The organism is Allobosea sp. 47.2.35 (genome assembly GCF_024655635.1).
GTDB lineage: Bacteria > Pseudomonadota > Alphaproteobacteria > Rhizobiales > Beijerinckiaceae > Allobosea.
Genome location: NZ_JANLGI010000003.1, coordinates 324367 through 349271 on the forward strand (window position 1 = coordinate 324367; position 24905 = coordinate 349271).

A 24905-nucleotide genomic window follows, 5' to 3' on the forward strand; every position below is an offset into this window, starting at 1 on the left:
CATGGACCTGATCAAGAGCATCGCCGTCGCCGCCTCCGGCCTGCGCAGCCAGTCCGGGCGCATGCGTATCATCTCCGAGAACATCGCCAATGCCGATTCGGGTCCGGAACGTGCCGGCGCCGAGCCCTATCGCCGCAAGGTCCCGACCTTCCAGCGCCATATGGACCGCACGCTCGACGCCCAGCTCGTCGCGCTCGGCAAGGTCCAGCGCGATCCGAGCGCCTTCAAGACCAAGCACGAGCCGGGCAACCCGGCCGCCGATGCCAATGGCAACGTTCAGATGCCGAACGTGAATTCACTGGTCGAGATGGTCGACATGCGCGAGGCCCAGCGCAGCTACGAAGCCAATCTCAACCTGATCTCTTCGACGCGCCGGATGATCCAGCGCACCATCGACATCCTGCGCGCTTGAAGCACGCGGCTCCAGAAGGGGATTAGATAATCATGGCCACTCCGGGTTTCGCCGCGGGCGCCTATGCCTCCATCCAGGGGATGGGTGCCGGCAATCTGATGCGCAAGCCGCTCGCCACGGGCGGCGCAGAGGCGGGCGGGCCGGATTTCTCCGCCCTGCTCGGCAAGGCGCTCGATGCGACGGCCGATGCCGGGCGCAAGGCCGATGCCCAGACGGCGAGCGTCGCCGGCGGCCGGGCCGATATCGTCAATGTCGTGACGGCGGTGGCCGAGAGCGAAGCCGCGATCGAGACGCTGGTCGCAGTGCGCGACCGTGTCATCGCGGCTTACGAAGAAATCATGCGGATGCCGGTCTGACGGCCGCGAGATCGGACGAATACAATGACTTCCGGAGCCATTCTCGACATCGCCCGCGACGGCATCGTCGTCTTTCTCAAGGTCGGCGGCCCGCTGATGGTGATCGCGCTTGTCGTCGGTCTCATCGTCTCGCTGGTCCAGGCCCTGACCCAGATCCAGGAACAGACGCTGGTCTTCGTGCCGAAGATCGTCGCCGTCTTCGCCGCGCTGCTGCTGTTTCTCCCGTTCATGGGAGACGCGCTGGCGGGTTATATGGGGCGAGTCGCCGCCCGAATCGCCACGGGCGGATGAGCCCGTCGCGCCTGCTGCCGGCCTTGGCCGGCGCGGCGCCGCGGCCCACACCTTGGCGTGAAGGTGCCCGCGGCACGATGCAGATCGCGATCCTGCCAGAGATCAGCGCCCTTTTCGTGCTCGTCTTCGCGCGGGTCGGCACGCTCGTCATGCTCATGCCCGGCATCGGCGAGCGCTTCATCTTCTCGCGGGCGCGGCTGTCGCTCGCCTTCTTCATCGCCCTGATGATCGTGCCGATCGCCCGGCCCTCCCTGCGCGTGCCCGGCGACGTCTCCGGGGTCGTCGCGCTGCTCGTCGGCGAGTTGCTGATCGGCCTCGTCATCGGGCTTTGCGCCCGGCTGGTCATGGCCTGCCTGCAGACCGCCGGCACGCTCGTCGCCCAGACCATGGGGCTGGGCTTCGCCATGACGGTCGATCCGACCGGCGGCATGCAGAACCCCTCGATCGGCAACTTCCTGACGATGCTCGGCATCACGCTGATCCTGACCACGGACCTGCACCACATCGCCATCGCCGCGATTCATGAAAGCTACCGCCTGCTGCCTCCCGGCGGCGCCGTCGACATGACCGACACGATGGCGCTGGCGATCCGCTCGACAGCGCGCGGCTTCGCGCTCGCCATCCAGATTTCCGCGCCCTTCCTCATCTTCGGCCTGCTCTTCAATCTCGGCCTCGGCGTGCTCGCGCGGATGATGCCGCAATTGCAGGTCTTCTTCCTTGCCGTTCCCGCTTCGATCATGGGCGGCATGCTCGTCCTGCTCGTCGTGCTCGGTGTGATGATGAGCGTCTTCATCGCCGATCTCGGCGCCTTCCTCCGCCAGTTCACGGGCTGAGGCTGCGATGTCCGAGGAAGCCGAAAACGAAGACAGAACAGAAGACCCGACCCAGCGAAAGCTGGACGAAGCCACCGAGAAAGGCGACGTCCCCAAATCGCAGGAGATCGGGACCTTCTTCGTGCTCTGCGGCTTCACGCTCGCCCTGATGGTCGCGGCCGGCTGGTCGGCCCGCGAGGCGATGCTGTCCTTGCGCTCCTTCCTGATGAACGCGCATCAGGTCCCCGCCGACGGCGCCTCCTTCATGCAGGTCACGCAGCGCGGGGTGCTCACCGGCTTCATGGCGCTGGGCCTGCCCTTCGCCTTCATCCTCTGCGCCGGTCTTGCCGGCGCCCTGCTCCAGCACAAGCCGCTCTGGACCTTCGAGCCGTTGATGCCGAAGTTCAACCGTATCTCGCCGATGGCCGGCGCCAAGCGGCTCTTCGGCAAGGAGGCCTGGGTCAATTTCGCCAAGGGCCTCGCCAAGACCATGCTGATCGGCATCGTCGTCTGGTACGTGCTATGGGAGCAGCACGACCGGCTCGAAGGCTTCGCCCAGATGGGCATCGAGGCACTGATGCCGGCGACGCTCTCGCTCGCCATCCAGTTGATGGGCGCGGTGCTCGCCCTCTTCGCCATCATCGCCATCGGCGATTTCGGCTGGCAGCGCTTCTCCTGGTATCAGCGCCAGAAGATGACCAAGCAGGAGATGAAGGACGAATTCAAGAACTCGGAAGGCAATCCCGAGGTCAAGGCGAAGCTGCGCCAGATCCGCGCCAGCCGCGTCCGCAAGCGCATGATGGCGGCGGTGCCCAAGGCGACCGTGATCATCACCAACCCGACCCACTTCGCCGTCGCCCTGCAATACGAGCCCGGCATGCCGGCCCCGCTCTGCCTCGCCAAGGGCGTCGATGCGATGGCCCTGAAGATCCGCGAGGTCGCCGGCGAGCACCGCGTGCCGATCGTCGAGAACCCGCCGCTCGCGCGCGCGCTCTACGCCACGGTCGACATCGACGAAGAAATTCCTGTCGAACACTATCAGGCTGTCGCCGAAGTCATCGGATACGTCTTGCGCCTGAAGGGTCGCCGCGCCTAACTCGGAGCGGATGCGAAGGAAGCTTGGCCGCCCGGTTTCCGCGCGGCCGCAAGGGAACGGACTCCACCGCAATGAGCGGCACCACGGCGACCAATACGATCGATCGCTCGGACAAGCCCGGCCATATCGGGATCATCCTGTTCGTCGCGGCCCTGCTCGTCGGCGCGGCGATCGCGCTCGGCTTCCTCGCCAATGAATGGGCACAGCCGCTGATCCTCGGCCTGCTCGCCCTGCTCTCGGTCGTCGGCGTCTTCGGCCTCTTCGCCTTCGCCATCGGTCTCGTCCAGTTTTCCGGTCGCGCCGCTCGCAACGATCTGACCAAGGCGATCGTCGATCGTGCCGATGACGGCATCGTGGTGACCGAAAGCGAGAACGAGGTCGTCTATGCCAACGAGGCCTATCTCGCGCTCGCCGGCGCGACCGGCGCCAACGACCTGAAGCCGGTCGGGCGCCTGCTGACCGGCCGCGCCGACGTCTCCGAGGCGATCTACCGGCTCGCCACCGCCGCCCGCGAGCACCGCCGCTTGGTCGAGGAAGTCCGGCTGGAACCCGCACTGAACGGGCGCGGCGAGGTCGGCTGGTACCGCGTCCGCGTCTCGCCGGTGCGCCGCGAGGCCACGACCGCGACGATCTGGTCGGTCGCGGATATCACGCCCGAGCGCGAGCGGCAGGAAAACGCCTTCCAGGAGCTCCAGCACGCGATCGACTATCTCGATCATGCCCCGGCCGGCTTCATCTCGATCGATGCCGATGGCGAGATCTCCTATCTCAACGCCACCCTTTCCGGCTGGCTGGATTTCGACCTCGCCCGCTTCGGCTCCGGCGGCCTGCATCTCGACGATGTCTGCACGCCCTCAGCTGCCGCCCTGATCCAGGCGATCCGCGGCCAGCCCGGCGATGTCCGCGTCGAGGTGCTCGATGTCGACCTGAAGCGCCGCAACGGCGCCCCCCTGCCCGTGCGCCTGCACCATCAGGTCGCCTTCGGCCAGGACGGCCGCGCCGGCCCCTCGCGCACCCTCGTCCTCAACCGCACGGCCGGCGAGGCCGGCGCCGATGGCGGCAGCGATGCCGAGGTCCGCTTCGCCCGCTTCTTCCATTCGACGCCGATGGCGATCGCCACCGTCGACGAGGCCGGCGCGATCCTGCATTCCAACGCCGCCTTCGCCCGCCTGATCCCGGTCGGCCTGCGCCCCCGCACCATCCATGACCTCGTCGCTTCCGGCGGCGGTCTCAACGAGGCGCTGGCCGAGGTCGTTGCCGGCCGCTCGGGCGGCAACCCGCTCGACCTCGCCCTCGTGGGCGAGGACGGCCGCTCGGCCAAGCTCTACCTCACCCCGGTCGCCGGCACCGAGGGCGGCGACGGCGAGCGCGCCATCGTCTATGCGCTGGAGACCACGGCCGAGCGCAAACTGCGCGACAACATGGACCAGGCCGGCAAGATGCAGGCGGTCGGCCAGCTCGCCGGCGGCATCGCGCACGACTTCAACAACGTGCTGCAGGTCATCATCAACGCCTCCGAGTTCCTGCTGGCGAGCCACCGGCCGACCGATCCGTCCTTCCCGGACATCATGCAGATCAAGCAGAACGCCTACCGCGCCGCGGCGCTGGTGCGGCAGCTGCTCGCCTTCTCGCGCCGCCAGACGCTGCGCCCGCAGGTGCTGGAGCTCGGCGAGGTGCTCTCCGATCTCTCGCTGATGCTCAAGCGCGTCGTCGCCGACAAGGTCACGCTCGACGTCCGCCAGGGTCGCGACCTCTGGCCGGTCAAGGCCGATCTCGGCCAGCTCGAGCAGGTCATCGTCAACCTCGCCGTCAACGCCCGCGACGCCATGCCGGACGGCGGCAAGCTCGCGGTCCGCACCCGCAACGTCACCCGCGAGGACTGCGCCTCCTTCGGCCATGAGGCCCTGCCGACCGACGACTATGTGCTGCTGGAGGTCGAGGATACCGGCACCGGCATCCCGCAGGAGCATCTCGACAAGATCTTCGAGCCCTTCTTCACCACGAAGGAAGTCGGCAAGGGCACGGGCCTCGGCCTCTCCATGGTCTATGGCATCGTCAAGCAGACCGGTGGCTATGTCTTCGTCGACTCGACCATCGGCAAGGGCACGGCCTTCCAGATCTTCCTGCCGCGCCATGTCCCGAGCCAGGAGGAAATCGCCGCCGAGGCTGCCGCCAAGGAAGCGCCGAAGAAACTCGCCGCCGACCATACAGGGGCCGGCGTCATCCTCTTGGTCGAGGACGAGGATGCGGTCCGCGCGCTCAACGCCCGCATGCTGGTCTCGCGCGGCTACACCGTCCACGAGGCGGCGTCGGGCGTCGAGGCGCTCGACCTCTTCCTGCAGAACGACGGCCGGATCGATCTCGTCGTCTCCGACGTGGTGATGCCCGAGATGGACGGCCCGACGCTGCTCGGCGAGTTGCGCAAGCGCAATCCGAACACCAAGGTCGTCTTCGTCTCCGGCTATGCCGAGGAAGCCTTCCGCAAGAACCTGCCCGAGGGCGAGGAATTCCACTTCCTGCCCAAGCCCTTCACGATGAAGCAGCTCGTCGAGACGGTGAAGGCGGCGATGGGCTGAAGGCCCGTTCCAGCCTCTCTCAGCCCTCATCCTGAGGAGCCGCGCAGCGGCGTCTCGAAGGATGTTTCAGGAGGCTCCGGAGATATCTGGAGCATCCTTCGAGACGCAAGCCTTCGGCTTGCTCCTCAGGATGAGGGCTGAAGCTGCCGCCCCCGACCGGGCGCCAGATACGACCGGCGCCCATGCCTCCCGTGACAGCTCCTGACACCCCTCCTGACAGAAACTGACACTGAGAACAAAAAAAGAACTTGATAGCAGGAACAAAGCGTGACCATTCTCATGTCAAGACGCATTGAGATGTCCCCCTCGCCCTGCCATAAGGAGCCCGAAACGTGAATCAGGCGAATCTCAAACTCGTGGAAGGCTCCTCGATGGATAAGGCCAAGGCGCTGGATGCGGCGCTCTCCCAGATCGAACGTGCCTTCGGCAAGGGCTCGATCATGCGGCTGGGCAAGAACCCGCAGGCGATCGAGATCGAGACGATTTCGACCGGTTCGCTCGGCCTCGACATTGCGCTCGGCGTAGGCGGCCTGCCCAAGGGCCGCGTCATCGAGATCTACGGGCCGGAATCCTCCGGCAAAACCACGCTGGCGCTGCACACCATCGCCGAAGCCCAGAAGAAGGGCGGCGTCTGCGCCTTCGTCGATGCCGAGCATGCGCTCGACCCGGTCTATGCCCGCAAGCTCGGCGTCAATCTCGACGACCTCCTGATCTCGCAGCCCGATACCGGCGAGCAGGCGCTCGAGATCACCGACACGCTCGTCCGCTCCGGCGCGATCGACGTGCTCGTGGTCGACTCCGTCGCGGCGCTGACGCCCCGTGCCGAGATCGAGGGCGAGATGGGCGACGTGCAGCCCGGCCTCCAGGCCCGCCTGATGAGCCAGGCCCTGCGCAAGCTCACCGCCTCGATCTCGCGCTCGAACTGCATGGTCATCTTCATCAACCAGATCCGCATGAAGATCGGCGTGATGTACGGCTCGCCGGAGACCACGACCGGCGGCAACGCGCTCAAGTTCTACGCTTCCGTGCGCCTCGACATTCGCCGCGTCTCGACGCTGAAGGAGCGCGACGAGGCGACCGGCAACCAGGTCCGCGTCAAGGTCGTCAAGAACAAGGTCGCGCCGCCCTTCAAGCAGGTCGAGTTCGACATCATGTTCGGCGAGGGCATCTCGAAGGTCGGCGAACTGATCGATCTCGGCGTCAAGGCCGGCATGGTCGAGAAAGCCGGTGCCTGGTTCTCCTTCGACAGCCAGCGCCTCGGCCAGGGCCGCGAGAACGCCAAGACCTTCCTCAAGACCAATCCGGACGTCGCCGCCAAGATCGAAGCCACGATCCGCCAGAATTCCGGCCTCGTCGCCGACCGCATCCTCGATCAGGCCGACCCGACCGCGGACGACCTCGACGAAGGCGAGGCCTGAGACGGCCTTCCCGATCAGGGACAGATAACGCGGGCGGCCTTCGGGTCGCCCGTTTTCGTTTGCCGATAAGGCCTTGCGGCTGGTGCGCTGCATCAAGCTTTCTGGACAGGCGCCAACCGCCTGACTAGAACCGGTTCTTCCCGCCGAGCGCGAGCCCGGCCCCTGCCCGAGTTGAGAAGCGCAAAAGAGCGATGAGCGGCGTCAACGATATCCGGTCGACCTTCCTCGACTACTTCCAGTCCCAGGGCCACGAGATCGTGCCGTCGAGCCCGCTCGTGCCGCGCAACGACCCGACGCTGATGTTCGCCAATTCGGGCATGGTGCAGTTCAAGAACGTCTTCACCGGCCAGGAGAAGCGCCCCTATTCGCGCGCCACCACCGCCCAGAAATGCGTGCGCGCCGGCGGCAAGCACAACGACCTCGACAATGTCGGCTACACCGCCCGCCATCACACCTTTTTCGAGATGCTGGGGAACTTCTCCTTTGGCGACTATTTCAAGGAACAGGCGATCCACCATGCCTGGACCCTGGTCACGCGCGAATTCGGCCTGCCCAAGGACAAGCTGACGGTCACCGTCTACTCCGAAGACGACGAGGCGCATGCGCTCTGGAAGAAGATCGCCGGCCTGACCGACGACAAGATCATCCGCATCCCGACCTCGGACAATTTCTGGCGCATGGGCGATACCGGCCCCTGCGGCCCCTGCTCCGAGATATTCTACGACCATGGCGACCATATCTGGGGCGGCCCGCCGGGCTCGGCCGAGCAGGACGGTGATCGCTTCATCGAGATCTGGAACCTCGTGTTCATGCAATACGAGGAAGCGGCCGGCGGCGTCCGCACCAACCTGCCCCGCCCCTCGATCGATACCGGCATGGGGCTGGAGCGTATCGCGGCGGTGCTCCAGGGCACGCATGACAATTACAATATCGACCTGTTCCGCGCGCTGATCACGGCCATCGCCGACCTGACCTCGGTCGATCCGGACGGGCCGATGAAGGCGAGCCATCGCGTCATCGCCGATCATCTGCGCTGCTCCGCCTTCCTGATCGCCGATGGCGTGCTGCCCTCGAACGAGGGCCGCGGCTATGTGCTGCGACGGATCATGCGCCGCGGCATGCGCCATGCGCAGCTGCTCGGCGCCAAGGAGCCGCTGCTCTACAAGCTCGTGCCGGCGCTGACCCGCGAGATGGGCCGCGCCTATCCCGAGCTGTTGCGCGCCGAGGCCCTGATCACCGAGACGCTGAAGCTGGAGGAAACCCGCTTCCGCACCACGCTGGCGCGCGGCCTCACCCTGCTCGACGACGCCTCGAAGGACCTGACCGCCGGCCAGAGCCTCAAGGGCGATGTCGCCTTCACGCTCTACGACACCTATGGCTTCCCGCTCGACCTGACGCAGGACGCGCTGCGCGCCCGCGAGATCACCGTCGATACCGAGGGCTTCGATGCCGCCATGCAGCAGCAGAAGGCCAAGGCGCGCGCCGCCTGGTCCGGCTCCGGCGAGGCCGCGACCGAGACGCTCTGGTTCCCGCTGCGCGACAAGGTCGGCGCGACCGAGTTCCTCGGCTACGACACCGAGACCGCCGAGGGCGTCGTCACCGCGCTGATCCGCGACAATGCCGAGATCCCGTCCCTGAAGGCCGGCGAGAGCGGCTTCATGCTGGTCAACCAGACGCCGTTCTACGGCGAGTCCGGTGGTCAGGTCGGCGATGCCGGCGTGGTCAAGGCGCCGGGCACGCTGGTCGAAGTCACCGACGTCCAGAAGAAGCTCGGCGACGTCTTCGCCCATAGCGTCACGGTCAAGGAAGGCGAATTGAAGCTCGGCGCCGCCGTCGAGCTCGTCGTCGACCATGAGCGCCGCACCGCGATCCGCGCCAACCACTCGGCGACGCATCTGCTGCACGAGGCGCTGCGCCTCGTCCTCGGCGACCATGTCGCGCAGAAGGGCTCGCTGGTCTCGGCCGATCGCCTGCGCTTCGACTTCTCGCATCCCAAGCCCATCAGCGCCGAGGAGCTGCGCGAGGTCGAGGAGATCGCCAACGCGATCGTCCTGCAGAATGAGCCGGTCACCACCCGCCTGATGAGCGTCGATGAGGCGATCGCCTCCGGCGCGCGCGCGCTGTTCGGCGAGAAGTATGGTGACGAGGTCCGCGTCGTCGCGATGGGCACGAACCCGGCCGGCCGCGCCTATTCGGTCGAGCTCTGCGGCGGCACCCATGCCTCGCGCACCGGCGATATCGGCCTCGTCAGCATCGTCGGCGAAGGCGCTGTCGCGGCCGGCGTGCGCCGCCTCGAAGCCATGACCGGCAATGGCGCGCGCCTGCGCCTCAACGAGGAATCGCGCCTGCTCGACGGGCTCGCGAGCCTGCTCAAGGTTCCCGCGGCCGAAGCCGGCAACCGCCTCGCCGCGCTGATCGAGGAACGCCGCAAGCTCGACCGCGAATTGACCGAGGCCCGCAAGAAGCTCGCCATGGGCGGCGGCGGCGCGGCCGAGGACCCCGTACAGGAGATCGCCGGTGCCAAGCTTCTGGCCCGCGCCGTCACCGGCATCGAGATGAAGGACCTGAAGAGCCTCGCCGACGAGGCCAAGGCCCGCGTCGGCTCCGGCGTCGTCGCCATCGTCGGCGTCGCCGATGACGGCAAGGCCGGCGTCGTCGTCGGCGTCACGCCCGACCTGACCGAACGCTTCGATGCGGTCGCTCTCGTCCGCGTCGCCTCCGAGCAACTCGGCGGCAAGGGCGGCGGCGGCCGCCGCGACATGGCCCAGGCCGGCGGGCCGGACGGCAGCAAGGCGCAAGCCGCGCTCGACGCCGTCGCGGCCGCGATGGGCTGACGGAGAGATGGCCGCCGCCACGCCTCGACGGGGCTGGCGGTGGCAGGTTCACCTGTGGTTCGATCACGGTGCCGGCGACGACCTCGTCGCCACCGTGATCCACCGGGCGCTGGTCGTGCTGATCTGCGCCAATGTGCTGGCGATCGTGTTGGAATCGGTTCCCACGCTCGCCGCCCGCTTCGGCCCCGGTTTCGAGCTGCTGGAGCGCATCTCGCTCGCGGTCTTCACGGTCGAATACGTCATCCGCATCTGGATCGCGCCCGAACATGCCCGCTATCGCGGCCTCAGCGCGACGCGGGCTCGCATCGCCTATCTCCGCTCCTTCCCGGCCATCATCGACCTGCTGGCGATCCTGCCGCTCGCGGCCGCGCTGCTGGGCTTCGGCGAGATCCGGTTTCTTCTTCTGCTACGCCTGCTGCGCTTCTTCAAACTCGGCCGCTATTCGCCGGGCATGGCCTCGCTCGCCGCGGCGTTGGCGGCCGAGCGCAAGGCGCTGGTCGCCTGTTTCGTCATCCTGATGGGCGTGATGCTGGTGGCCGCCTGCGCCATGCATCTCGTCGAGCATGAGGCCCAGCCCGACAAGTTCGGCACGATCCCCGATGCGATGTGGTGGGCGATCATCACCTTGACCACGGTCGGCTATGGCGACGTCTTTCCGATCACCGCGGCCGGCAAGGCGGTCGCGGCCGTCACCGCCGTGCTCGGCCTCGTCATGCTCGCCTTGCCGGTCGGCATCGTCGCCACGGCCTTCGCGCAGGAGATCCACCGGCGCGAATTCGTCGTCACCTGGAGCATGATCGCACGCGTGCCGCTGTTCGGCGGGCTCGATGCCAGCGAGATCGCCGCCGTGATGCAGTTCCTGCGCGCCCAGTCGGTACGCTCAGGCGCCGTCATCATGCATCAGGGCGAGCCCGGCCGGGCGCTCTATTTCATCGCCAGCGGCGAGGTCGAGGTCTCTCTCGCCAATAGCCGCGACCGGCTCGACGAAGGCCATTTTTTCGGCGAACTCCAGCTCGATGATATCGCCATCGCCAGCCATTCGCCCTGCCCGCAAGCGGCGGTGGCGACGGTTCCTTCCAAGCTCCTGGTGCTCGACCCCATCGATTTCCGGGCGCTGACCACGCGCCATCCCCGGCTTGCCGAGCGCATCCGGGCGCTGGCGAGAGGATGAACGTGAAACGCCGCCTCCTGATCGCGCTCGCCGCCCTGCTCCTGCCGGCGCTCGCCGTTGCGCAGACGAAACCCGCTCAACGCCGCCACGACGCCCCCGCCCTCTCCGCTGCCCGGACCATCATCGCTGGCGCGCCGCTCAGCGTCTTCCTGAGCAACGCACCGCAGGGCGCCCGCCTCGCCATCGCCCGCCCGGACGATCCGGCGAGCAAGGCGATCGTCGTCATTGAGGCCAGGAACACGGTGCCCGCCCTGCCCACCCCCGGCGCGGTCGGCAGCTATGAACTGCGCCTGACCGTGGAGAAGGACGGTATCCCCGTCATCCTGCAGCGCCAGCCGCTCGCCACGACCGAGCCGAGCGCGACGCTGGCCGCGCCCGAGCGCGTCGGCCGTGGCCAGGGCTTGCCGGTGCGCGGCATCGGCCCCAATGGCGAGCAGGACCGCGTCTTGCTGGTGAAGCCCGACGCGCCGGCCGATGCCGATGGCCCGCGCTTCTTCCCAGCCGAAAATGTCGAGGCGACGTTGGAAGCGCCGGACCAGCCGGGCCTCTATGAACTGCGCTACGTGCTGCATGCGCCGCTGGCGGAGCATCGCATCCTGGCGCGACGAGCGGTCAAGGTGGAATGAACCGCCTCCAGCGGGCGGTTTCGCGTAAAACTCCCGTAATCTTCGCCGCTTATACCGGCCTTGCTTTGGGGAGTGCCGAGAGATGAGCAGCGCGAACGATGCCCGCTTCTGGGATCGGACATCCGGCCGATATGCGCGCAGCACCATCTCGGACATCGCCGGCTATGAACGCACGCTGGAGCGGACTCGCGCGCTGCTGAAATCGCAAGACCGGGTGCTGGAACTCGGCTGCGGCACCGGATCGACAGCACTCAGGCTGGCCGGCTGCGTGCAAAGCTATCTGGCCACCGACATCTCCACCGGCATGATCGCGATTGCCGAGCAGAAACTGGCGACCGAAGCGATCCCGGGATTGAGCTTCCGCGCGGCCACGGCGGAAGCGCTCGCACCCGAAGCCGGTTTCGATGCCGTTCTGGGCTTCAGCTACCTGCATCTGGTTCGTGATCTGCCCGGCACGCTGAGGCATATCCGCGGCTTGCTCGCCGAGGACGGGCTGTTCATCTCGAAGACCCCCTGTATCGGGGACATGAACCCGCTCGTCGGATACGCCGCCCTGCCCGTGATGCGCGCGCTCCGGCTGGCGCCCTATGCCGCCGTCTTCAGCGCGGCAGAGCTGAAAGAGCGCGTGTCTGCGGCAGGCTTTCAGATACTGACGACCGAGGGCCATGCGACCAAGGGCAAGGATTGGCGCCCCTACATCGTGGCCCGGAAGACCTGATCGCCGCAGACGAGCGCAACGCATGAAAAAGCCCGGCCTTCCGGCCGGGCTTTTTAGTCCACGCAACGATGCGCCTGAGATCAGGCGGCCATCGCCTTGCGCATGTTCTCGCTGACCTTCTCGAGGAAGCCGGTGGTCGAGAGCCACTTCTGCTCGGCGCCGACCAGCAGGGCGAGGTCCTTGGTCATGTCGCCGGCCTCGACCGTATCGACCGTGACCTTCTCCAGCAGCGCCGCGAACTTGGCGAGCTCGGCATTGTTGTCGAGCTTGGCGCGATGGCTGAGGCCACGGGTCCAGGCGAAGATCGAGGCGATCGAGTTCGTCGAGGTCTCCTTGCCCTTCTGGTGCTCGCGATAGTGGCGGGTCACCGTGCCGTGCGCGGCCTCTGCCTCGACGGTCTTGCCGTCCGGCGTCATCAGCACCGAGGTCATCAGGCCGAGCGAGCCGAAGCCCTGCGCCACGGTATCCGACTGCACGTCGCCATCGTAGTTCTTGCAGGCCCAGACATAGCCGCCCGACCACTTCATCGCCGAAGCGACCATGTCGTCGATCAGGCGGTGCTCGTAGGTGATGCCGAGCTCGTCGAACTTGGCCTTGAACTCGGTCTGGTAAATCTCCTCGAAGATATCCTTGAAGCGGCCGTCATAGGTCTTGAGGATGGTGTTCTTGGTCGAGAGATAGACCGGATACTTGCGCATCAGGCCGTAGTTCAGCGACGCCCGAGCGAAGTCCTTGATCGACTCGTCGAGATTGTACATCGCCATGGCGACGCCGGCCTCGGGGGCCTTGAAGACCTCCTTCTCGATGACCTTGCCGTCCTCGCCGACGAACTTGATCGAGAGCGTACCCTTGCCCGGGAACTTGAAGTCCGTCGCGCGGTACTGGTCGCCGAAGGCATGGCGGCCGATGACGATCGGCTGGGTCCAGCCCGGGACGAGGCGCGGCACGTTCTTGCAGATGATCGGCTCGCGGAAGATCACGCCGCCGAGGATGTTGCGGATCGTGCCGTTCGGCGACTTCCACATTTCCTTGAGGTTGAACTCCTTCACGCGGCCCTCGTCCGGCGTGATGGTGGCGCACTTGACCGCGACGCCATGCTTCTTGGTGGCGTTGGCGGCGTCGATCGTGACCTGATCGTTGGTCGCGTCGCGGTTCTCGACCGAGAGATCGTAATAGTCGAGCTCGAGATCCAGATACGGGAAGATCAGGGTGTCCTTGATCTTCTGCCAGATGATCCGGGTCATCTCGTCGCCGTCCATGTCGACGACCGGGTTGGCGACCTTGATCTTGCTCATGCGATGACCCCTGTTCTCTCCAGATAGAACGATCCGAAATCGCAGCTTTCGGCCACGGTTCCCGGCTGGGTCGCTTCCTAGCGGGTTACGCGCGGCGGGGGAAGCGCGGCTTTCGGGCAATCTCACGCAACAATCATTATGCTGCACCGCCGCAAAATCGGCACCTTCCCCGCCTAGCCTGTCCTGCCGCTCGTCATAGCGACAGGACGGACGACGTGTTCCGTTTCATTTTCGATTGCCGGTCCGGCCTCGCGCCGGCCACGCTCCTTATCGCGGCGACGCTCAGTCCCGCCCTCGCCTCCACGCCGCTTACGGCGGAGGAGACGCCTGTCATGCCGCTGCCGATCCCGCGCGGCGCGCTGATCGATCCCGACGCGGACGAGATGCCGGCGCTGGCCGCGGGCGAGCCCGATGCGATCGTCTTCGATCCCGGCCTCGCCGCGCTCGGCCGCGCCGCGGCGTCATCCGGTGCGCATCTGCGGGCGCGGGCGCCGATCCCGGTCGATATCATCCGCAAGGGTTTTGCTGCCCGCCAGCATACGATGAGCGCAGCACAGGACCGTTCGGTCGGCTTCAAGCTCGGCCAGGACATCTTCTCGCTCTCGACGACGCTCTCCGATCCGGCGAGCACCGGCGCAACCCGGAACGCGGAACTGCGCTGGCGCCTCGCCCAGCCCGTGGGAGCGGGCAAAGGCTTCATCTGGGGCCTCGCCACCGGCGGCGGCAGTGCGCTCTACGGCAATCCCGAGCAGATCGGCGAAGCCTTGATCGGCTATCGGCAGGAGCTGATCCCGCACCTGACCCTGACCTCGCAGCTCACGATGGGCGGGACTTACGTCTTCGCGCCGGGCGACGGCATCCATACCGCGATGACGCCGGAAATGAAGCTCTCGGTCGATCTCGCCAGGCTCGCCGACCTGCCCTGGCAGACCTCCTTCGATGTCACGCTGGCGCGCAAGGTCCCGCTCGTCGCCAGCGATTTCGAGACGCGCGGCCGGGCGATGCTGTCCCTGAAGTACAAGTGGGATTGACCGGCACGGCCGCCATCGCATGGCGGCCTGCATCATCCTGCCTTCCCCCTCGGCGCGGGCCGCTCTAGCCTCGCCTGATGACACACTCGACCTCGACCAAATTCGCTCTCGTCACCGGCGGCACGCGCGGCATCGGCGCCGGCGCTGCCCTCGCCCTGGCCCAGGCTGGCTATGATGTCCTCGCCACCGGCTTGACCGAGGAGGAGGTCGCGGCGGCGCCGGCCCACCCCGCCATCCGCCATGCCCGTCTCGACGTGACTCGCGACGCCGAGGTCGCCGCCATCGTCGCGACCTGCCCGCGCCTCGACGCGCTGGTGAACTGCGCCGGCATGATCCAGCGCGGCGGCAAGGAATTCGAGATCGACGCCTTCCGCCTGGCCATCGAGGTCAATCTCACCGGCACGATGCGGATGTGCCTCGCGACGAAGGACAAGCTCGCCGCAAAGGGAGCGGACAAGGCGGGCGGTGCCATCGTCAACATCGCCTCGATGCTGACCTTCCACGGCTCGCCCTTCGCGCCGGGCTATGCCGCCTCGAAGGGTGGCATCGGCCAGCTCACCAAGTCGCTAGGCGCCGCCTGGGCGCAGGACGGCATCCGCGTGAATGCCGTAGCGCCGGGCTGGATCGAGACAGAGCTGACCCGGCCGCTGGTCGAGGATGCCGAGCGTTCGGCGCCGATCCTTGCCCGCACGCCGATGGGCCGCTGGGGCAAGCCCGGCGATGTCGGCGGTGCCATCGCCTTCCTGCTCTCGGACGCGGCACAGTTCGTCACCGGCGCGATCCTGCCGGTGGATGGCGGCTATCTCGCCGTCTAGGAAAGCGATTCCGCCCCAAAGGCTTGGGCCGGAAACTTGAATCAGATTGCGCGCGGATTGAATCAGAACATCAGCACGGGAGAGACGCCATGAACACGACGAGCCCGATGCCCGTCGCCGCCACGCAGGACGAGCGCTGGACGCCTTATCGCCATCCCCAGCCGAAGGAATCGCCGCCGGAGCTGATCGTCCCGAACGTGATCCCGACCGATGAGCGCGTCTGGGTCCCCGTCGATGACAATGTCTGGTTCCGCCCGCTCCTCCTCTGCACCTCGCGCGGCTACTGGATGAACCTGCTCAAGGTCCGCCGCGCCGGCGTGCTCTCGCGCCACCGCCACCCGCTGCCGGTCCATGGCTATGTGCTCAAGGGCCAATGGCGCTACCTGGAGCATGACTGGGTCGCGACCGAGGGCTCCTATGTCTACGAGGCGCCGGGCGAGACGCATACGCTGGTGGTCGATCCCGATGTCGAGGAGATGATCACCATGTTCCAGGTCAATGGCGCGATGATCTATGTCGACCCGGACGGCAAATGCCTCGGTTATGACGACGTCTTCACCCGCATCGACAAATGCCGCGCGCATTACGCCCAGAACGGGCTCGGCGCCGAGTATGTCGATCAGTTCATTCGGTAATGCAGCAGGCTGAGGCGCCTCAGCGCTTCAGCTTCGCCAGCTCAACGGCCGCGCGCAGTTCGATATGCGCCAGCACCTCATCGAGGCGCGGATCGTCCGTCGCCTCGCGGCGAAGCGATAGCGTCGTGCGTAGCCGCTCCAGCTCGGAGGGCAGCACGCGGCCTGCGAGCAGCGCCGCCTTCAGCCGGTCCAGCCCGTCGAGCAGGTCATGCCCGCGCCTTGCCTGCCGGCGCTTGCGATCCTGCGAATCCTCCTGCGCCTGGACGGCAAGCAGGGTGTCGAGCGGGCCTGCCGCGCTGACGCCGCTGCTGCGGGTCGCGGTCGCGCTATCCTGCGTCGGAAGCGTGAAGGCCGCGCCGCTCGAGCGCCTCGCGGAACTGGCCGGGCCGGCATTCGAGACGGGCGCGCGCTGGTCGATCCTAATCATCGGCGGCCTCGTTAAGGGTTAATGAAACCTTGTCGGAAGACGGTTAACAGCCGGTAAACTGCCCGGCAGAAACTGCCGCCCCGGCAGGAAGCGCAGGCTCAGCAAGAGCCTTCCGACCATGACGCTGAACTGCAAAGGACTGACAAACAAGGCTTTTCAAATTCGAGCGGTTTGGCACGCCGCTCGCAGGGGCTCTGGCGAGTTCAACCACCCTTTGGTGCCAGACGCATGTTCCGCAACCCCGCCCTGAAGACGCTGCTGAAGCCGCTGGCCGCCATGCTGGCCGTGGTCGTCGGCCTGACGTCGCAGCCGGTGTTCGCGCTCTCGCGCATCAAGGACCTCGCCTCGGTCGAGGGTGTCCGCACCAACCAGCTGCTCGGCTACGGCATCGTCGTCGGCCTCAACGGCACGGGCGACACCCTCAACAACACACCTTTCACCAAGCAGTCGCTGCAGGCGATGCTGGAGCGCCTCGGCGTCAACACCCGCGGCGCCAACATGCGCACCGCCAACGTCGCCGCCGTGATGGTGACCGCCAACCTGCCGCCCTTCGCCACCCAGGGCACACGCGTTGACGTCACCGTCTCGGCCATGGGCGACGCCAAGTCGCTGCAGGGCGGCACGCTGCTGGTCACGCCACTGCTCGGCGCCGATGGCGAAGTCTATGCGGTGTCGCAGGGCCCGGTCGCGATCTCCGGCTTCTCGGCCGAGGGCGAGGCCAGCAAGATCACCCGCGGCGTGCCGACCGTCGGCCGCATCGCCAATGGCGGCGTCGTCGAGCGCGAGATCGACTTCGCGCTGAACAAGCTCTCGACCCTGCGCCTGTCGCTGCGCAACCCGGACCTGACCACGGCCCGCCGCATGGCCGCGGCGATCAACGATTTCGTCGGTGGCGACTCGGCCGAACCGACCGACCCCTCGACCGTGGTCCTGCAGATTCCGCCCCGCTTCAAGGGCAACATGATCCGGCTGCTGACCGATATCGAGCAGCTGCGCGTCGAGCCCGACCAGCTCGCCCGCATCGTCATCGACGAGCGCTCCGGCATCATCGTCATGGGCAAGGACGTCCGCGTCTCCACGGTCGCCGTGGCGCAGGGCAACCTCACCGTCACGATCAGCGAGCAGCCGCAGGTCTCGCAGCCAGAGCCCTTCGGGCGCGGCCAGACCGTCGTGACGCCCCGGACCAACGTCAAGGTCGATACCGGCGGCGGCAACAAGCTCGCCCTCGTCAAGGAAAGCGTGACGCTGGCCGAGCTCGTTGACGGGCTCAACGCGCTCGGCATCGGCCCGCGCGACCTGATCTCCATTCTCCAGGCCATCAAGTCGGCAGGCGCGCTGCAGGCTGAAATCGAGGTGATGTGATGACTGTTGCCCTCGCGCTTCCCGCCGCGAACCTCGCCCTCGGCGTCGCCGGCAAGGTCGCCAGCGGCATTGCCGATGCGCTCGACCCGGCCAAGGCCAAGGCCAAGAAACAGGCCGACGAGTTCGAGACCATGTTCCTCGAGCAGATGACCGAGAAGCTCTTCGCCGGCGAAACCGGCGAAGGCCCTCTCGGCGAGAACGGCACCGGCGGCGGCATCTGGCGCTCGCAGCTCACCCAGCAATACGCCCAGCAGATCCAGAAGGCCGGCGGCATCGGCCTGTCCAACCAGATCATGCGCGACCTGATCAACCTGCAGGAGCAGGCCGCGGCCGGAGTGCAGAATGCTGGCCGCTAAGCCGATCCTCGACGAGCGTCCGCGCATCGCCGATGCGCTGAGTGCCCGCGCCCTGGTCGAAGCTGTCCTGGAAGCGCTCGGCGCCCTCTCCCATCTCGTCGGCGAGGAAACCGAGCTCGTTCGCGCCGGCCGCCTGCCGGAAGCGATGACCCGCGAGCCGCGCAAGACCGAACTCGCCGGCATCTACATGCGCGGCGTCGAGCAGGTGAAGCTGAACGCGGTGGCGCTGGCCCGCTTCGTGCCGGACCAGGTCAAGCGGCTGAAGGACGCCCATCTCGCCTTCCAGAGCCTGATCGAGACCAACCAGATCGTGCTGGCGACCGCCCGCGCCGTCTCGGAATCGATCGTTCGCGACCTCGCCGCCGATGCCAACAAACCGATGCGCGCCAATGGCTACGGCCCGGCGGCTACGGTCGGGGCCGGCGTCTTCGCCCGTCCGAATTCCGGACCGCTGGTCGTCTCGCGTCGGCTTTGAGGCACCGCGGCAGGCCGCTCCCGCGCCAAGGCAGGAGCGCCAGCCCCTTGGTTTAAAAAGGGTTTACGCCGCGGCTGCGCCGGAAACCCTAAAGATTTACCTAATTTCTTGACGCCGGATTCAATCTTTTCTGCCAATCTCCGCAATGTCGGGTAGCCACGTCCTGCTCCCGGCACCGGACGAGAGCGGCGCGACGGCGCCGTGAACGACTCCAGAAGGAGTGGTCATGGATTTTGGCAACGCCCCCAAGCTCGCGGCCGTGATCGGCCCGCCGCCTGTCAGCCGTTCAGATGTCACGGCCCATGCCGGCAGCGTCGCGGTCGATCTTCCCCCTGAAAAGACCGTGCAATCGGCCTCCGCCGGCTCCGCCGTCAATGTCGAGGTCCGCGCCGAGTCGCGCGACGCCCAGAGCCGTGCCGATGGCGAGCGCCGGGCCCGCGACAACGCCCAGAACAATCGCGAGGCCGCCCGCGTTACCGACAAGACCGTCGAACGCAAGCTGGTCATCGATCCGCAGACTCGCGCGATCGTCCTGCAGAAGAAGGATCCGCAGACCGGCGAGACGATCTCGCAGCTGCCGGACGAGACGCTGCTCAAGCTGCGCGCCTATTCACGCGAACTCAGCGAGCGGGCCCGCGAGGCCAGCGAGCCGCAACACCACCAGGTCGAGCGGACGGCCTGAGCGCCTCCTCCCCTTCCAATGCCTTCTGGAACCGCCCGCCTCCGCGCGGGCGGTTTGCGTTTGGGCGCCTGCTCAGAGCGTCGCCGTTAGAGGCTGCTTAACCATGCCCCGACAAGCCACCGATCCCGCTCAATTCGCCAGCTGAAATTTACCTGTTGTTACGGGCTGGCGCAGCAGGGTCGCCCTGTCCTGGCCAGAACGGCCTGGACGCCAGAAGGCTCCATACCAGAAGGTAAAAAACAAATGGCCGTCTCTCTCTCCTCCGGCGTGCGCAACAACCTGGCGTCGCTGCAGTCGACCACGTCGCAGGCTCTGGCGATCCAGAACCGTCTCGCGACCGGCAAGCGGGTCAACACCGCCGTCGACAACCCGGTCAACTACTTCACCGCCGCTTCGCTGAATGAGCGTTCGAGCCAGCTCACTGGCCTGCTCGACGGCATGTCGAACGGCATCCAGACCATCCAGACCGCGTCCAAGGGCATCGACGGCATCACCAAGCTGGTGAACTCCCTGCAGTCGACCATCAAGCAGGCTCAGGCCGACGCGGCTCAGAACCGCCCGACCGTTGTCGGCACTGGCACGACGCTGGCCACGGCGGCAGAAGCCGCCCTGACTTCGAAGAGCCTGAAGGACATCGCCCTCGACAAGCGCCTCGGCAGCGCTGGCGACACCACGGTGGCGACCGCGACCGCGAGCACCGCGGGCGATCTCGGTATCGACCTCACGGCGACGCCGGAACTCAACATCCAGATCGTCACCAACCCGGCCGCGCCGACCTCGACGACCGATATCAGCATCACCATGACCGCCAACACGACCGTCCGTGACGTCGTGAACGCGATCAACGGCTCGGGTGTCGCTACCGCCTTCGTCGACGAGAAGGGTGTCCTCAACGTCAAGGGTACGGGTTCGGAGCAGCTCGGTGTCGGTATCGGCGCCGGTGCCAACGCCGGCGCTGCGGTCACCGACTCGGCGACCGGCCTGCAGAACACCAAGTTTGGCCTGGCTGCCGCCGACCGGACGACGGGTGCCGCCTCTTCCGGCATCACCTCGTCGGTGCGCTCGAACCTGATCGACCAGTACAACGATCTGCGCAGCAAGATCGACGATCTGGCCAAGGACTCGGGCTATAACGGCATCAACCTGCTCGGTGGTGACCGCCTGTCGATCGTCTTCAACGAGAAGACCGGCAAGAACCAGACCAAGCTCGACGTTCAGGGCACCACCCTGACCTCGGACAACCTGGGTATCGCCAAGGCTGGCAACACCCAGCTCGCCGGCACCACCAACTTCCAGAACGACGCCGATCTGGAAACCGCGACGAAGTCGCTTACCGGTGCGCTGACTTCGCTGAAGTCGCTCGCTTCGACCTTCGGCGCCAACCTCTCGGTCGCCCAGACCCGCCAGGACTTCACCAAGGACATGGCGAGCGCCCTGACGACCGGTGCCGACAACCTGACCAACGCCGACGTCAACGCCGAGGCCGCCTCCCTGCTCGCGCTGCAGACCCGTCAGCAGCTCGCCCAGACGGCGCTCTCGCTGGCGAACCAGTCCGACCAGGGCGTCCTGCGTCTGTTCTGATCTTCGGTCCGCAGAAAGCGGATCAGCCCGCAGGACGCGGGACGAAGTCAAAGAGCGGCGGAGCTTCGGCGCCGCCGCTTTTCGTTTGGGCGCGGTAACGAGATTGCCGGCGCAATTAACTTTTTATTATCCTTAACGAGTGATGATCACCCCTGAAATCAGGTTGCATCGCGCCGGAATCGCGCGTTCAGGGGACCGAAGATGGCCAGCACGATCCTTTCCAGCGGCGTTCGCAACAACCTGCTGACGCTTCAGCAGACCACGGCGCAGCAGAGCGTGATCCAGAACCGCCTCGCCACCGGCAAGAAGGTCAATTCCGCCATCGACAACCCGGTGAACTACTTCACCGCGCTTTCGCTGAACGACCGCTCCAGCCAGCTCACTGGCCTTCTCGACGGCATCTCGAACGGCATCCAGACCATCCAGACCGCGTCCAAGGGCATCGACGGCATCACCAAGCTGGTCCAGTCGCTGCAGTCGACGGTGAAGCAGGCCCAGGCCGACGCCGCGCAGAACCGCCCGACCAAGGCCGGCACGGCTCTCGCGACCGCGACCGAAGCCGCCGTCACCTCGAAGAGCCTGAAGGACATCGCCCTCGACAAGAAGCTGGTCGATGACAACGCCGGCGTCGCCAACGATGCGACCGCTACCTATTCCGGCAACGTCGGCATGACGGCCGGCTCTACCGATGTCGGCATCTCGATCGTCGCCGGTTCGACGACCTACGAAATCTCCTTCTCCGCCGCGAACGCGACGATGCGTGACCTCGTCAACGAGATCAACAAGTCCGGCATCGCCACCGCCTTCGTCGACGAGAAGGGCCAGCTCAACGTCAAGGGCGCGGGTTCCGAGCCTCTGCAGGTCGGTATCGGCGTCGGCGCCGGTGGCGCCGCTGCCATCACCGCAGCCCAGGGCGGCACCAGCAACACTGCCGTTGGTTTCGCTGCGGCTGACCGCACCGGCGCGGGCATCGCCGGCACGAACATCACCTCGGCTGTCCGTTCGAACCTGATCGATCAGTTCAACGACCTGCGCAACAAGATCGACGATCTCGCCAAGGACTCGAGCTACAACGGCATCAACCTGTTGACGGGCGACCGGCTGTCGATCCAGTTCAACGAGAAGACCGGCAAGAACCAGACCAAGCTCGACATCCAGGGCTCGAACATCACCTCCGACAACCTGGGTATTCCGCGCGCCATCAACACGCAGCTTGCCGGCTTCATCAACTTCCAGAACGACGGTGACCTCGACAAGGCGACCGCCGCCCTCACCGGCGCGCTGACCTCGCTGAAGTCGCTGGCCTCGACGCTGGGCTCCAATCTCTCGGTCGCCCAGACCCGCCAGGACTTCACCAAGGAACTGGCCAACGTCCTGACCACCGGCGCCGGCAACCTCGTGCTGGCCGATCCGAACGAGGAAGGCGCCAGCCTGCTGGCCCTCAACACCCGCCAGCAGCTGTCCCAGACGGCGCTGTCGCTGGCGAACCAGGCCGACCAGGGCGTGCTCCGGCTCTTCGGCTGACGCCGAAGACGCCGCCCGCCCTCCCCTCCAGCCAGAAGGCAGGACCGACATGGCTCTCAAGGTCGAGCTCAAGCCGCGCGAACGCATCATCATCGGCCAGGTGGTGATCCGCAACGACGAGCAACGCACCCGCTTCTTCATCGAGGGCGACGCGCCCATCCTGCGCGAGAAGGACATCCTGACCGCAGCGACGGCCGATACCCCGGCCAAGAAGATCTATCTCGCGATCCAGCTCATGTATCTGGCGCAGGACCCAACGCATGAGCACGAGACCTATTTCCAGCTCGTGCGCGACTTCATCAATGCGGCGCCGAGCGCTCTGCCGCATGTTCACGAGATCAATAACCGCATCTTAAGCGACGACCTCTATAAAGCTCTCAAGGCGGCCAGAAAGCTGATCGCCTATGAAGCGGAACTGTTCGAGAATGCAAAACGGGTTTAACGCCTACGCCGCCGCTGCCAAGACCGCTCAATCCGTCGTTTCACCTCGCGAACTCGAGGCCTCCCTTCTGATCAAGGCCGCCACGCGGCTCCAGGCCGTCGCGGACGACTGGAACCTGCGCGAGCGCGAACTGGACGAGGCGCTGACCTATAATCGCCGCCTGTGGACCCTGCTGGTCTCCGCCGTCATCGCCGAGGACAATCCGCTCCCGGTCGGCATCAAGACCAACATCCTCAGCCTAGCCAATTTCATCTTCAACCAGACCTTCAAGATCTCGGCCGATCCGCAGCCGCAATCTCTGGGCGTCCTGGTCAACATCAACCGCGACATCGCCGCCGGCCTGCGCGGGCGCTGAGCCCGCCTCAACCCGACCGCTGGACAAACGAAAACGCCGCCCTTTCGGGGCGGCGTTTTCGTTTGGGATGAGCAACGCTCCGGAGAGCGCTCAGAGATAGTTGGTCAGCGACAGCTTCGAGAGCATCGAGGTCACCTGATAGCTCGCCTGCAACTGCGTCTGCAGAGCGAGGATCTGCGTCGCGACCTCCTCGGTCGTGACGTTCTCGACCCCTGCCAGCGTCGTGGTCAGGTAGTCCTTGGTGCTCTGGTGGCGCGCCTTGGCGTTCGACAGCGCCGACTGGGCCGAGCCCAATTCGGTGATGATCTCGGCCGGCTTCTGGGTACTGCCGCCGAAGCCGAGCTTCTCGCTGACCCGCGAGGTCATGGCCTCGTAGCGTGCCTGCGAATTCGTGTCGCCGGCCGGGAAATTCTCGACAGCCATGATCGCGAACTGGGCGAGGCCGACGCGGAAGGCTTCTTCGTTCGCCCGTGCGCCGGTACCGACCGTCTGGCCCTGATCGACCTGGACCGTCGCGGTGTTGCGCGCCGGGTCCGCGCCATCGTCGCCGCGATACCAGATCACGGTGGTCGCGGCCGCGCCGGCATTGGTCGGCGGCAGGGTCGCGCTGGCGAAGGGCGGGCCCGGAACCCGCTTAGGCGGATTGTTCAGGCTGCCGGCGAAGAAATCCTGCGCCGCGACCTGCGAGGAGGCCGCCGAGAGCGTTGTATTCGCTTCCTTGCCGAGCGCGGCACCGATCGCGGTGCGCAGATTGGCGGCCGTCGCATTGGCGTCGACGCCGATCTCGAAGCTGTTGGTGTCCGAGCCAGTGGTGCCGGCGGCGCGCGCGGTCAGCACCACCTCTTCCTGCGTCCCGTCCGGCAGGTTGAGCATGAGGCGAACGGTGTCGCCGGCCGCGGGCTGCGTCGCGACGTTCACCGAAACATCGGCCGGCGGGCCGGGATTGAAGGTCGTCCCGAGCGCGGCCGAGCTACCGGTGATGCCCGCGATCTTGAAGCCGTAAGGATGGACCGTCGCCTCCTCGGCGATCGTCGCGGTGGTGCCGGCGCCGCCGACGGTCAATCGGCCCTGGCCGGAGCCGAGATCGGCCTGCCGGCGTTCGTCGATCAACTGCTTCAGGCCAGCCTTGCCGGCGCCGTCGCCATTGACGATTTCGCTGAAGCCGGCGGTCGGCTGCGTGTCGGAGGTCTTGCCGGAGAACAGGTATCGCCCGTTCACCGCGATGTTCAGCAGGTCGAGCGTCTGCTTGAACTTTTCCTCCGCCAGCACCTGCGGCGAGGAACGGCCGCCGGCGCTCGGCACATAGCTGTTGGAGCGCGTATCGTTGCGCGTCTCGTTGGTGAGCTTGGTGAAGTTCTCGACCGAGGCCGTCTGCAGCTTGAGATTCACATTGCTCAGTTCGATGCCGCTCAGCCAGGAATCGAGCTGCGAGACCTTGCCGTTCAGATCGAGGCTGACGCGCCGGTCGATACCGAGATCGCCATAGCTGGTGCTGCGCTGCTTGGTGTCGAGCTGCCGCTGCAGGTCGTCGAACTGCGCCCGGGTGGAAACGTATTCATTGGGCTTGGCGGTGCGATAGGCGCCGGTGCCGTAGCTGGTGATGGTCATCGCGGCC

The 24905-nt window shown here is 66.5% G+C and carries 25 protein-coding genes; 22 read left to right on the forward strand and 3 right to left on the reverse strand.

Features of this window, described 5'->3' with window-relative positions:
• Nucleotide 1: 1 nt before the first annotated feature.
• The 11 genes from flgC (at nucleotide 2) to NUV79_RS06765 (ending at nucleotide 12310) form a co-directional block, all read left to right on the forward strand.
• Complete coding sequence (flgC, locus tag NUV79_RS06715; RefSeq protein ID WP_257732286.1) at nucleotides 2-412, forward strand: flagellar basal body rod protein FlgC; 411 nt, start codon at nucleotides 2-4, stop codon at nucleotides 410-412.
• A 32-nt stretch (nucleotides 413-444) separates the two neighbouring features.
• Entirely contained in the window at nucleotides 445-768 is a 324-nt protein-coding gene (gene fliE / locus NUV79_RS06720) for a flagellar hook-basal body complex protein FliE (RefSeq protein ID WP_257732287.1), read from the forward strand.
• A 24-nt stretch (nucleotides 769-792) separates the two neighbouring features.
• Complete coding sequence (fliQ, locus tag NUV79_RS06725) at nucleotides 793-1059, forward strand: flagellar biosynthesis protein FliQ (protein ID WP_257732288.1); 267 nt, start codon at nucleotides 793-795, stop codon at nucleotides 1057-1059.
• Between the two features lie 77 nt (nucleotides 1060-1136).
• Nucleotides 1137-1892 carry a flagellar biosynthetic protein FliR gene (fliR, locus tag NUV79_RS06730; protein WP_257732353.1) on the forward strand — a complete coding sequence of 252 codons (756 nt, stop codon included), beginning with the start codon at nucleotides 1137-1139 and terminating at the stop codon, nucleotides 1890-1892.
• 7 nt (nucleotides 1893-1899) lie between these two features.
• Complete coding sequence (gene flhB / locus NUV79_RS06735; RefSeq protein ID WP_257732289.1) at nucleotides 1900-2967, forward strand: flagellar biosynthesis protein FlhB; 1068 nt, start codon at nucleotides 1900-1902, stop codon at nucleotides 2965-2967.
• Nucleotides 2968-3038: 71 nt separating this feature from the next.
• Complete coding sequence (gene cckA / locus NUV79_RS06740) at nucleotides 3039-5543, forward strand: cell cycle histidine kinase CckA (protein ID WP_257732290.1); 2505 nt, start codon at nucleotides 3039-3041, stop codon at nucleotides 5541-5543.
• Nucleotides 5544-5914: 371 nt separating this feature from the next.
• Nucleotides 5915-6961 (forward strand): recombinase RecA, encoded by a 1047-nt coding sequence (gene recA, locus NUV79_RS06745; RefSeq protein WP_257732354.1) that lies wholly within the window; start codon nucleotides 5915-5917, stop codon nucleotides 6959-6961.
• 191 nt (nucleotides 6962-7152) lie between these two features.
• A complete protein-coding gene (gene alaS / locus NUV79_RS06750; RefSeq protein WP_257732291.1) occupies nucleotides 7153-9795 on the forward strand; it encodes an alanine--tRNA ligase in 2643 nt (880 codons plus the stop codon).
• Nucleotides 9796-9802: 7 nt separating this feature from the next.
• A complete protein-coding gene (locus tag NUV79_RS06755; protein WP_257732292.1) occupies nucleotides 9803-10966 on the forward strand; it encodes a cyclic nucleotide-gated ion channel in 1164 nt (387 codons plus the stop codon).
• A 2-nt stretch (nucleotides 10967-10968) separates the two neighbouring features.
• On the forward strand, nucleotides 10969-11592 hold the full coding sequence (locus NUV79_RS06760) for a hypothetical protein (protein WP_257732293.1): 624 nt from the start codon (nucleotides 10969-10971) through the stop codon (nucleotides 11590-11592).
• A gap of 82 nt (nucleotides 11593-11674) precedes the next feature.
• Nucleotides 11675-12310, forward strand: a complete 636-nt coding sequence (locus NUV79_RS06765; RefSeq protein ID WP_257732294.1) for a class I SAM-dependent methyltransferase — start codon at nucleotides 11675-11677, stop codon at nucleotides 12308-12310.
• Nucleotides 12311-12390: 80 nt separating this feature from the next.
• Here NUV79_RS06765 and NUV79_RS06770 read toward each other — a convergent pair whose 3' ends face one another.
• Nucleotides 12391-13605 carry an NADP-dependent isocitrate dehydrogenase gene (locus NUV79_RS06770; protein ID WP_257732295.1) on the reverse strand — a complete coding sequence of 405 codons (1215 nt, stop codon included), beginning with the start codon at nucleotides 13603-13605 and terminating at the stop codon, nucleotides 12391-12393.
• Nucleotides 13606-13820: 215 nt separating this feature from the next.
• On the opposite strand from NUV79_RS06770, the gene NUV79_RS06775 reads away from it, so the two are divergent.
• From NUV79_RS06775 to NUV79_RS06785, 3 genes are all read left to right on the forward strand, one after another.
• On the forward strand, nucleotides 13821-14636 hold the full coding sequence (locus tag NUV79_RS06775; protein ID WP_257732296.1) for a hypothetical protein: 816 nt from the start codon (nucleotides 13821-13823) through the stop codon (nucleotides 14634-14636).
• 77 nt (nucleotides 14637-14713) lie between these two features.
• Nucleotides 14714-15451, forward strand: a complete 738-nt coding sequence (locus NUV79_RS06780) for an SDR family NAD(P)-dependent oxidoreductase (RefSeq protein WP_257732297.1) — start codon at nucleotides 14714-14716, stop codon at nucleotides 15449-15451.
• 89 nt (nucleotides 15452-15540) lie between these two features.
• A complete protein-coding gene (locus NUV79_RS06785) occupies nucleotides 15541-16086 on the forward strand; it encodes a 2,4'-dihydroxyacetophenone dioxygenase family protein (protein WP_257732298.1) in 546 nt (181 codons plus the stop codon).
• Nucleotides 16087-16105: 19 nt separating this feature from the next.
• Here the strand turns inward: NUV79_RS06785 and NUV79_RS06790 are convergent, their stop codons facing one another.
• Nucleotides 16106-16513: a flagellar assembly protein FliX gene (locus tag NUV79_RS06790; RefSeq protein ID WP_257732299.1), complete on the reverse strand. Its 408-nt coding sequence runs from the start codon at nucleotides 16511-16513 to the stop codon at nucleotides 16106-16108.
• Nucleotides 16514-16789: 276 nt separating this feature from the next.
• Between NUV79_RS06790 and NUV79_RS06795 the strand changes: the two genes are divergently transcribed.
• The 8 genes from NUV79_RS06795 (at nucleotide 16790) to flaF (ending at nucleotide 23290) form a co-directional block, all read left to right on the forward strand.
• On the forward strand, nucleotides 16790-17875 hold the full coding sequence (locus NUV79_RS06795; RefSeq protein ID WP_257732355.1) for a flagellar basal body P-ring protein FlgI: 1086 nt from the start codon (nucleotides 16790-16792) through the stop codon (nucleotides 17873-17875).
• Nucleotides 17875-18231 (forward strand): rod-binding protein, encoded by a 357-nt coding sequence (locus tag NUV79_RS06800; protein WP_257732300.1) that lies wholly within the window; start codon nucleotides 17875-17877, stop codon nucleotides 18229-18231. The genes NUV79_RS06795 and NUV79_RS06800 overlap by 1 nt, the downstream gene beginning before the upstream one ends.
• A complete protein-coding gene (locus NUV79_RS06805) occupies nucleotides 18218-18706 on the forward strand; it encodes a hypothetical protein (RefSeq protein WP_257732301.1) in 489 nt (162 codons plus the stop codon). Before NUV79_RS06800 ends, NUV79_RS06805 begins: the two co-directional genes overlap by 14 nt.
• A 226-nt stretch (nucleotides 18707-18932) precedes the next feature.
• Entirely contained in the window at nucleotides 18933-19388 is a 456-nt protein-coding gene (locus NUV79_RS06810) for a hypothetical protein (protein ID WP_257732302.1), read from the forward strand.
• Between the two features lie 243 nt (nucleotides 19389-19631).
• Nucleotides 19632-20969 carry a flagellin N-terminal helical domain-containing protein gene (locus NUV79_RS06815; RefSeq protein WP_257732303.1) on the forward strand — a complete coding sequence of 446 codons (1338 nt, stop codon included), beginning with the start codon at nucleotides 19632-19634 and terminating at the stop codon, nucleotides 20967-20969.
• Between the two features lie 201 nt (nucleotides 20970-21170).
• A complete protein-coding gene (locus NUV79_RS06820) occupies nucleotides 21171-22493 on the forward strand; it encodes a flagellin N-terminal helical domain-containing protein (protein ID WP_257732304.1) in 1323 nt (440 codons plus the stop codon).
• A gap of 49 nt (nucleotides 22494-22542) precedes the next feature.
• Nucleotides 22543-22935 (forward strand): flagellar biosynthesis repressor FlbT, encoded by a 393-nt coding sequence (flbT, locus tag NUV79_RS06825; RefSeq protein ID WP_257732305.1) that lies wholly within the window; start codon nucleotides 22543-22545, stop codon nucleotides 22933-22935.
• On the forward strand, nucleotides 22919-23290 hold the full coding sequence (gene flaF, locus NUV79_RS06830) for a flagellar biosynthesis regulator FlaF (RefSeq protein ID WP_257732306.1): 372 nt from the start codon (nucleotides 22919-22921) through the stop codon (nucleotides 23288-23290). The genes flbT and flaF overlap by 17 nt, the downstream gene beginning before the upstream one ends.
• A gap of 90 nt (nucleotides 23291-23380) precedes the next feature.
• Here the strand turns inward: flaF and NUV79_RS06835 are convergent, their stop codons facing one another.
• The gene (locus NUV79_RS06835; protein WP_257732307.1) at nucleotides 23381-24898 is read right to left on the reverse strand and encodes a flagellin; all 1518 of its coding nucleotides are present in this window, start codon (nucleotides 24896-24898) and stop codon (nucleotides 23381-23383) included.
• Nucleotides 24899-24905: the final 7 nt, after the last annotated feature.

Coding starts and splice junctions, on each gene's coding strand:
- flgC (WP_257732286.1), top strand. CDS start 2: ATGGACCTGATCAAGAGCATCGCCGTCGCCGCCTCCGGCCTGCGCAGC.
- fliE (WP_257732287.1), top strand. CDS start 445: ATGGCCACTCCGGGTTTCGCCGCGGGCGCCTATGCCTCCATCCAGGGG.
- fliQ (WP_257732288.1), top strand. CDS start 793: ATGACTTCCGGAGCCATTCTCGACATCGCCCGCGACGGCATCGTCGTC.
- fliR (WP_257732353.1), top strand. CDS start 1,137: ATGCAGATCGCGATCCTGCCAGAGATCAGCGCCCTTTTCGTGCTCGTC.
- flhB (WP_257732289.1), top strand. CDS start 1,900: ATGTCCGAGGAAGCCGAAAACGAAGACAGAACAGAAGACCCGACCCAG.
- cckA (WP_257732290.1), top strand. CDS start 3,039: ATGAGCGGCACCACGGCGACCAATACGATCGATCGCTCGGACAAGCCC.
- recA (WP_257732354.1), top strand. CDS start 5,915: ATGGATAAGGCCAAGGCGCTGGATGCGGCGCTCTCCCAGATCGAACGT.
- alaS (WP_257732291.1), top strand. CDS start 7,153: ATGAGCGGCGTCAACGATATCCGGTCGACCTTCCTCGACTACTTCCAG.
- NUV79_RS06755 (WP_257732292.1), top strand. CDS start 9,803: ATGGCCGCCGCCACGCCTCGACGGGGCTGGCGGTGGCAGGTTCACCTG.
- NUV79_RS06765 (WP_257732294.1), top strand. CDS start 11,675: ATGAGCAGCGCGAACGATGCCCGCTTCTGGGATCGGACATCCGGCCGA.
- NUV79_RS06770 (WP_257732295.1), bottom strand. CDS start 13,605: ATGAGCAAGATCAAGGTCGCCAACCCGGTCGTCGACATGGACGGCGAC.
- NUV79_RS06780 (WP_257732297.1), top strand. CDS start 14,714: ATGACACACTCGACCTCGACCAAATTCGCTCTCGTCACCGGCGGCACG.
- NUV79_RS06785 (WP_257732298.1), top strand. CDS start 15,541: ATGAACACGACGAGCCCGATGCCCGTCGCCGCCACGCAGGACGAGCGC.
- NUV79_RS06790 (WP_257732299.1), bottom strand. CDS start 16,513: ATGATTAGGATCGACCAGCGCGCGCCCGTCTCGAATGCCGGCCCGGCC.
- NUV79_RS06795 (WP_257732355.1), top strand. CDS start 16,790: ATGCTGGCCGTGGTCGTCGGCCTGACGTCGCAGCCGGTGTTCGCGCTC.
- NUV79_RS06800 (WP_257732300.1), top strand. CDS start 17,875: ATGACTGTTGCCCTCGCGCTTCCCGCCGCGAACCTCGCCCTCGGCGTC.
- NUV79_RS06805 (WP_257732301.1), top strand. CDS start 18,218: ATGCTGGCCGCTAAGCCGATCCTCGACGAGCGTCCGCGCATCGCCGAT.
- NUV79_RS06810 (WP_257732302.1), top strand. CDS start 18,933: ATGGATTTTGGCAACGCCCCCAAGCTCGCGGCCGTGATCGGCCCGCCG.
- NUV79_RS06815 (WP_257732303.1), top strand. CDS start 19,632: ATGGCCGTCTCTCTCTCCTCCGGCGTGCGCAACAACCTGGCGTCGCTG.
- NUV79_RS06820 (WP_257732304.1), top strand. CDS start 21,171: ATGGCCAGCACGATCCTTTCCAGCGGCGTTCGCAACAACCTGCTGACG.
- flbT (WP_257732305.1), top strand. CDS start 22,543: ATGGCTCTCAAGGTCGAGCTCAAGCCGCGCGAACGCATCATCATCGGC.
- flaF (WP_257732306.1), top strand. CDS start 22,919: ATGCAAAACGGGTTTAACGCCTACGCCGCCGCTGCCAAGACCGCTCAA.
- NUV79_RS06835 (WP_257732307.1), bottom strand. CDS start 24,898: ATGACCATCACCAGCTACGGCACCGGCGCCTATCGCACCGCCAAGCCC.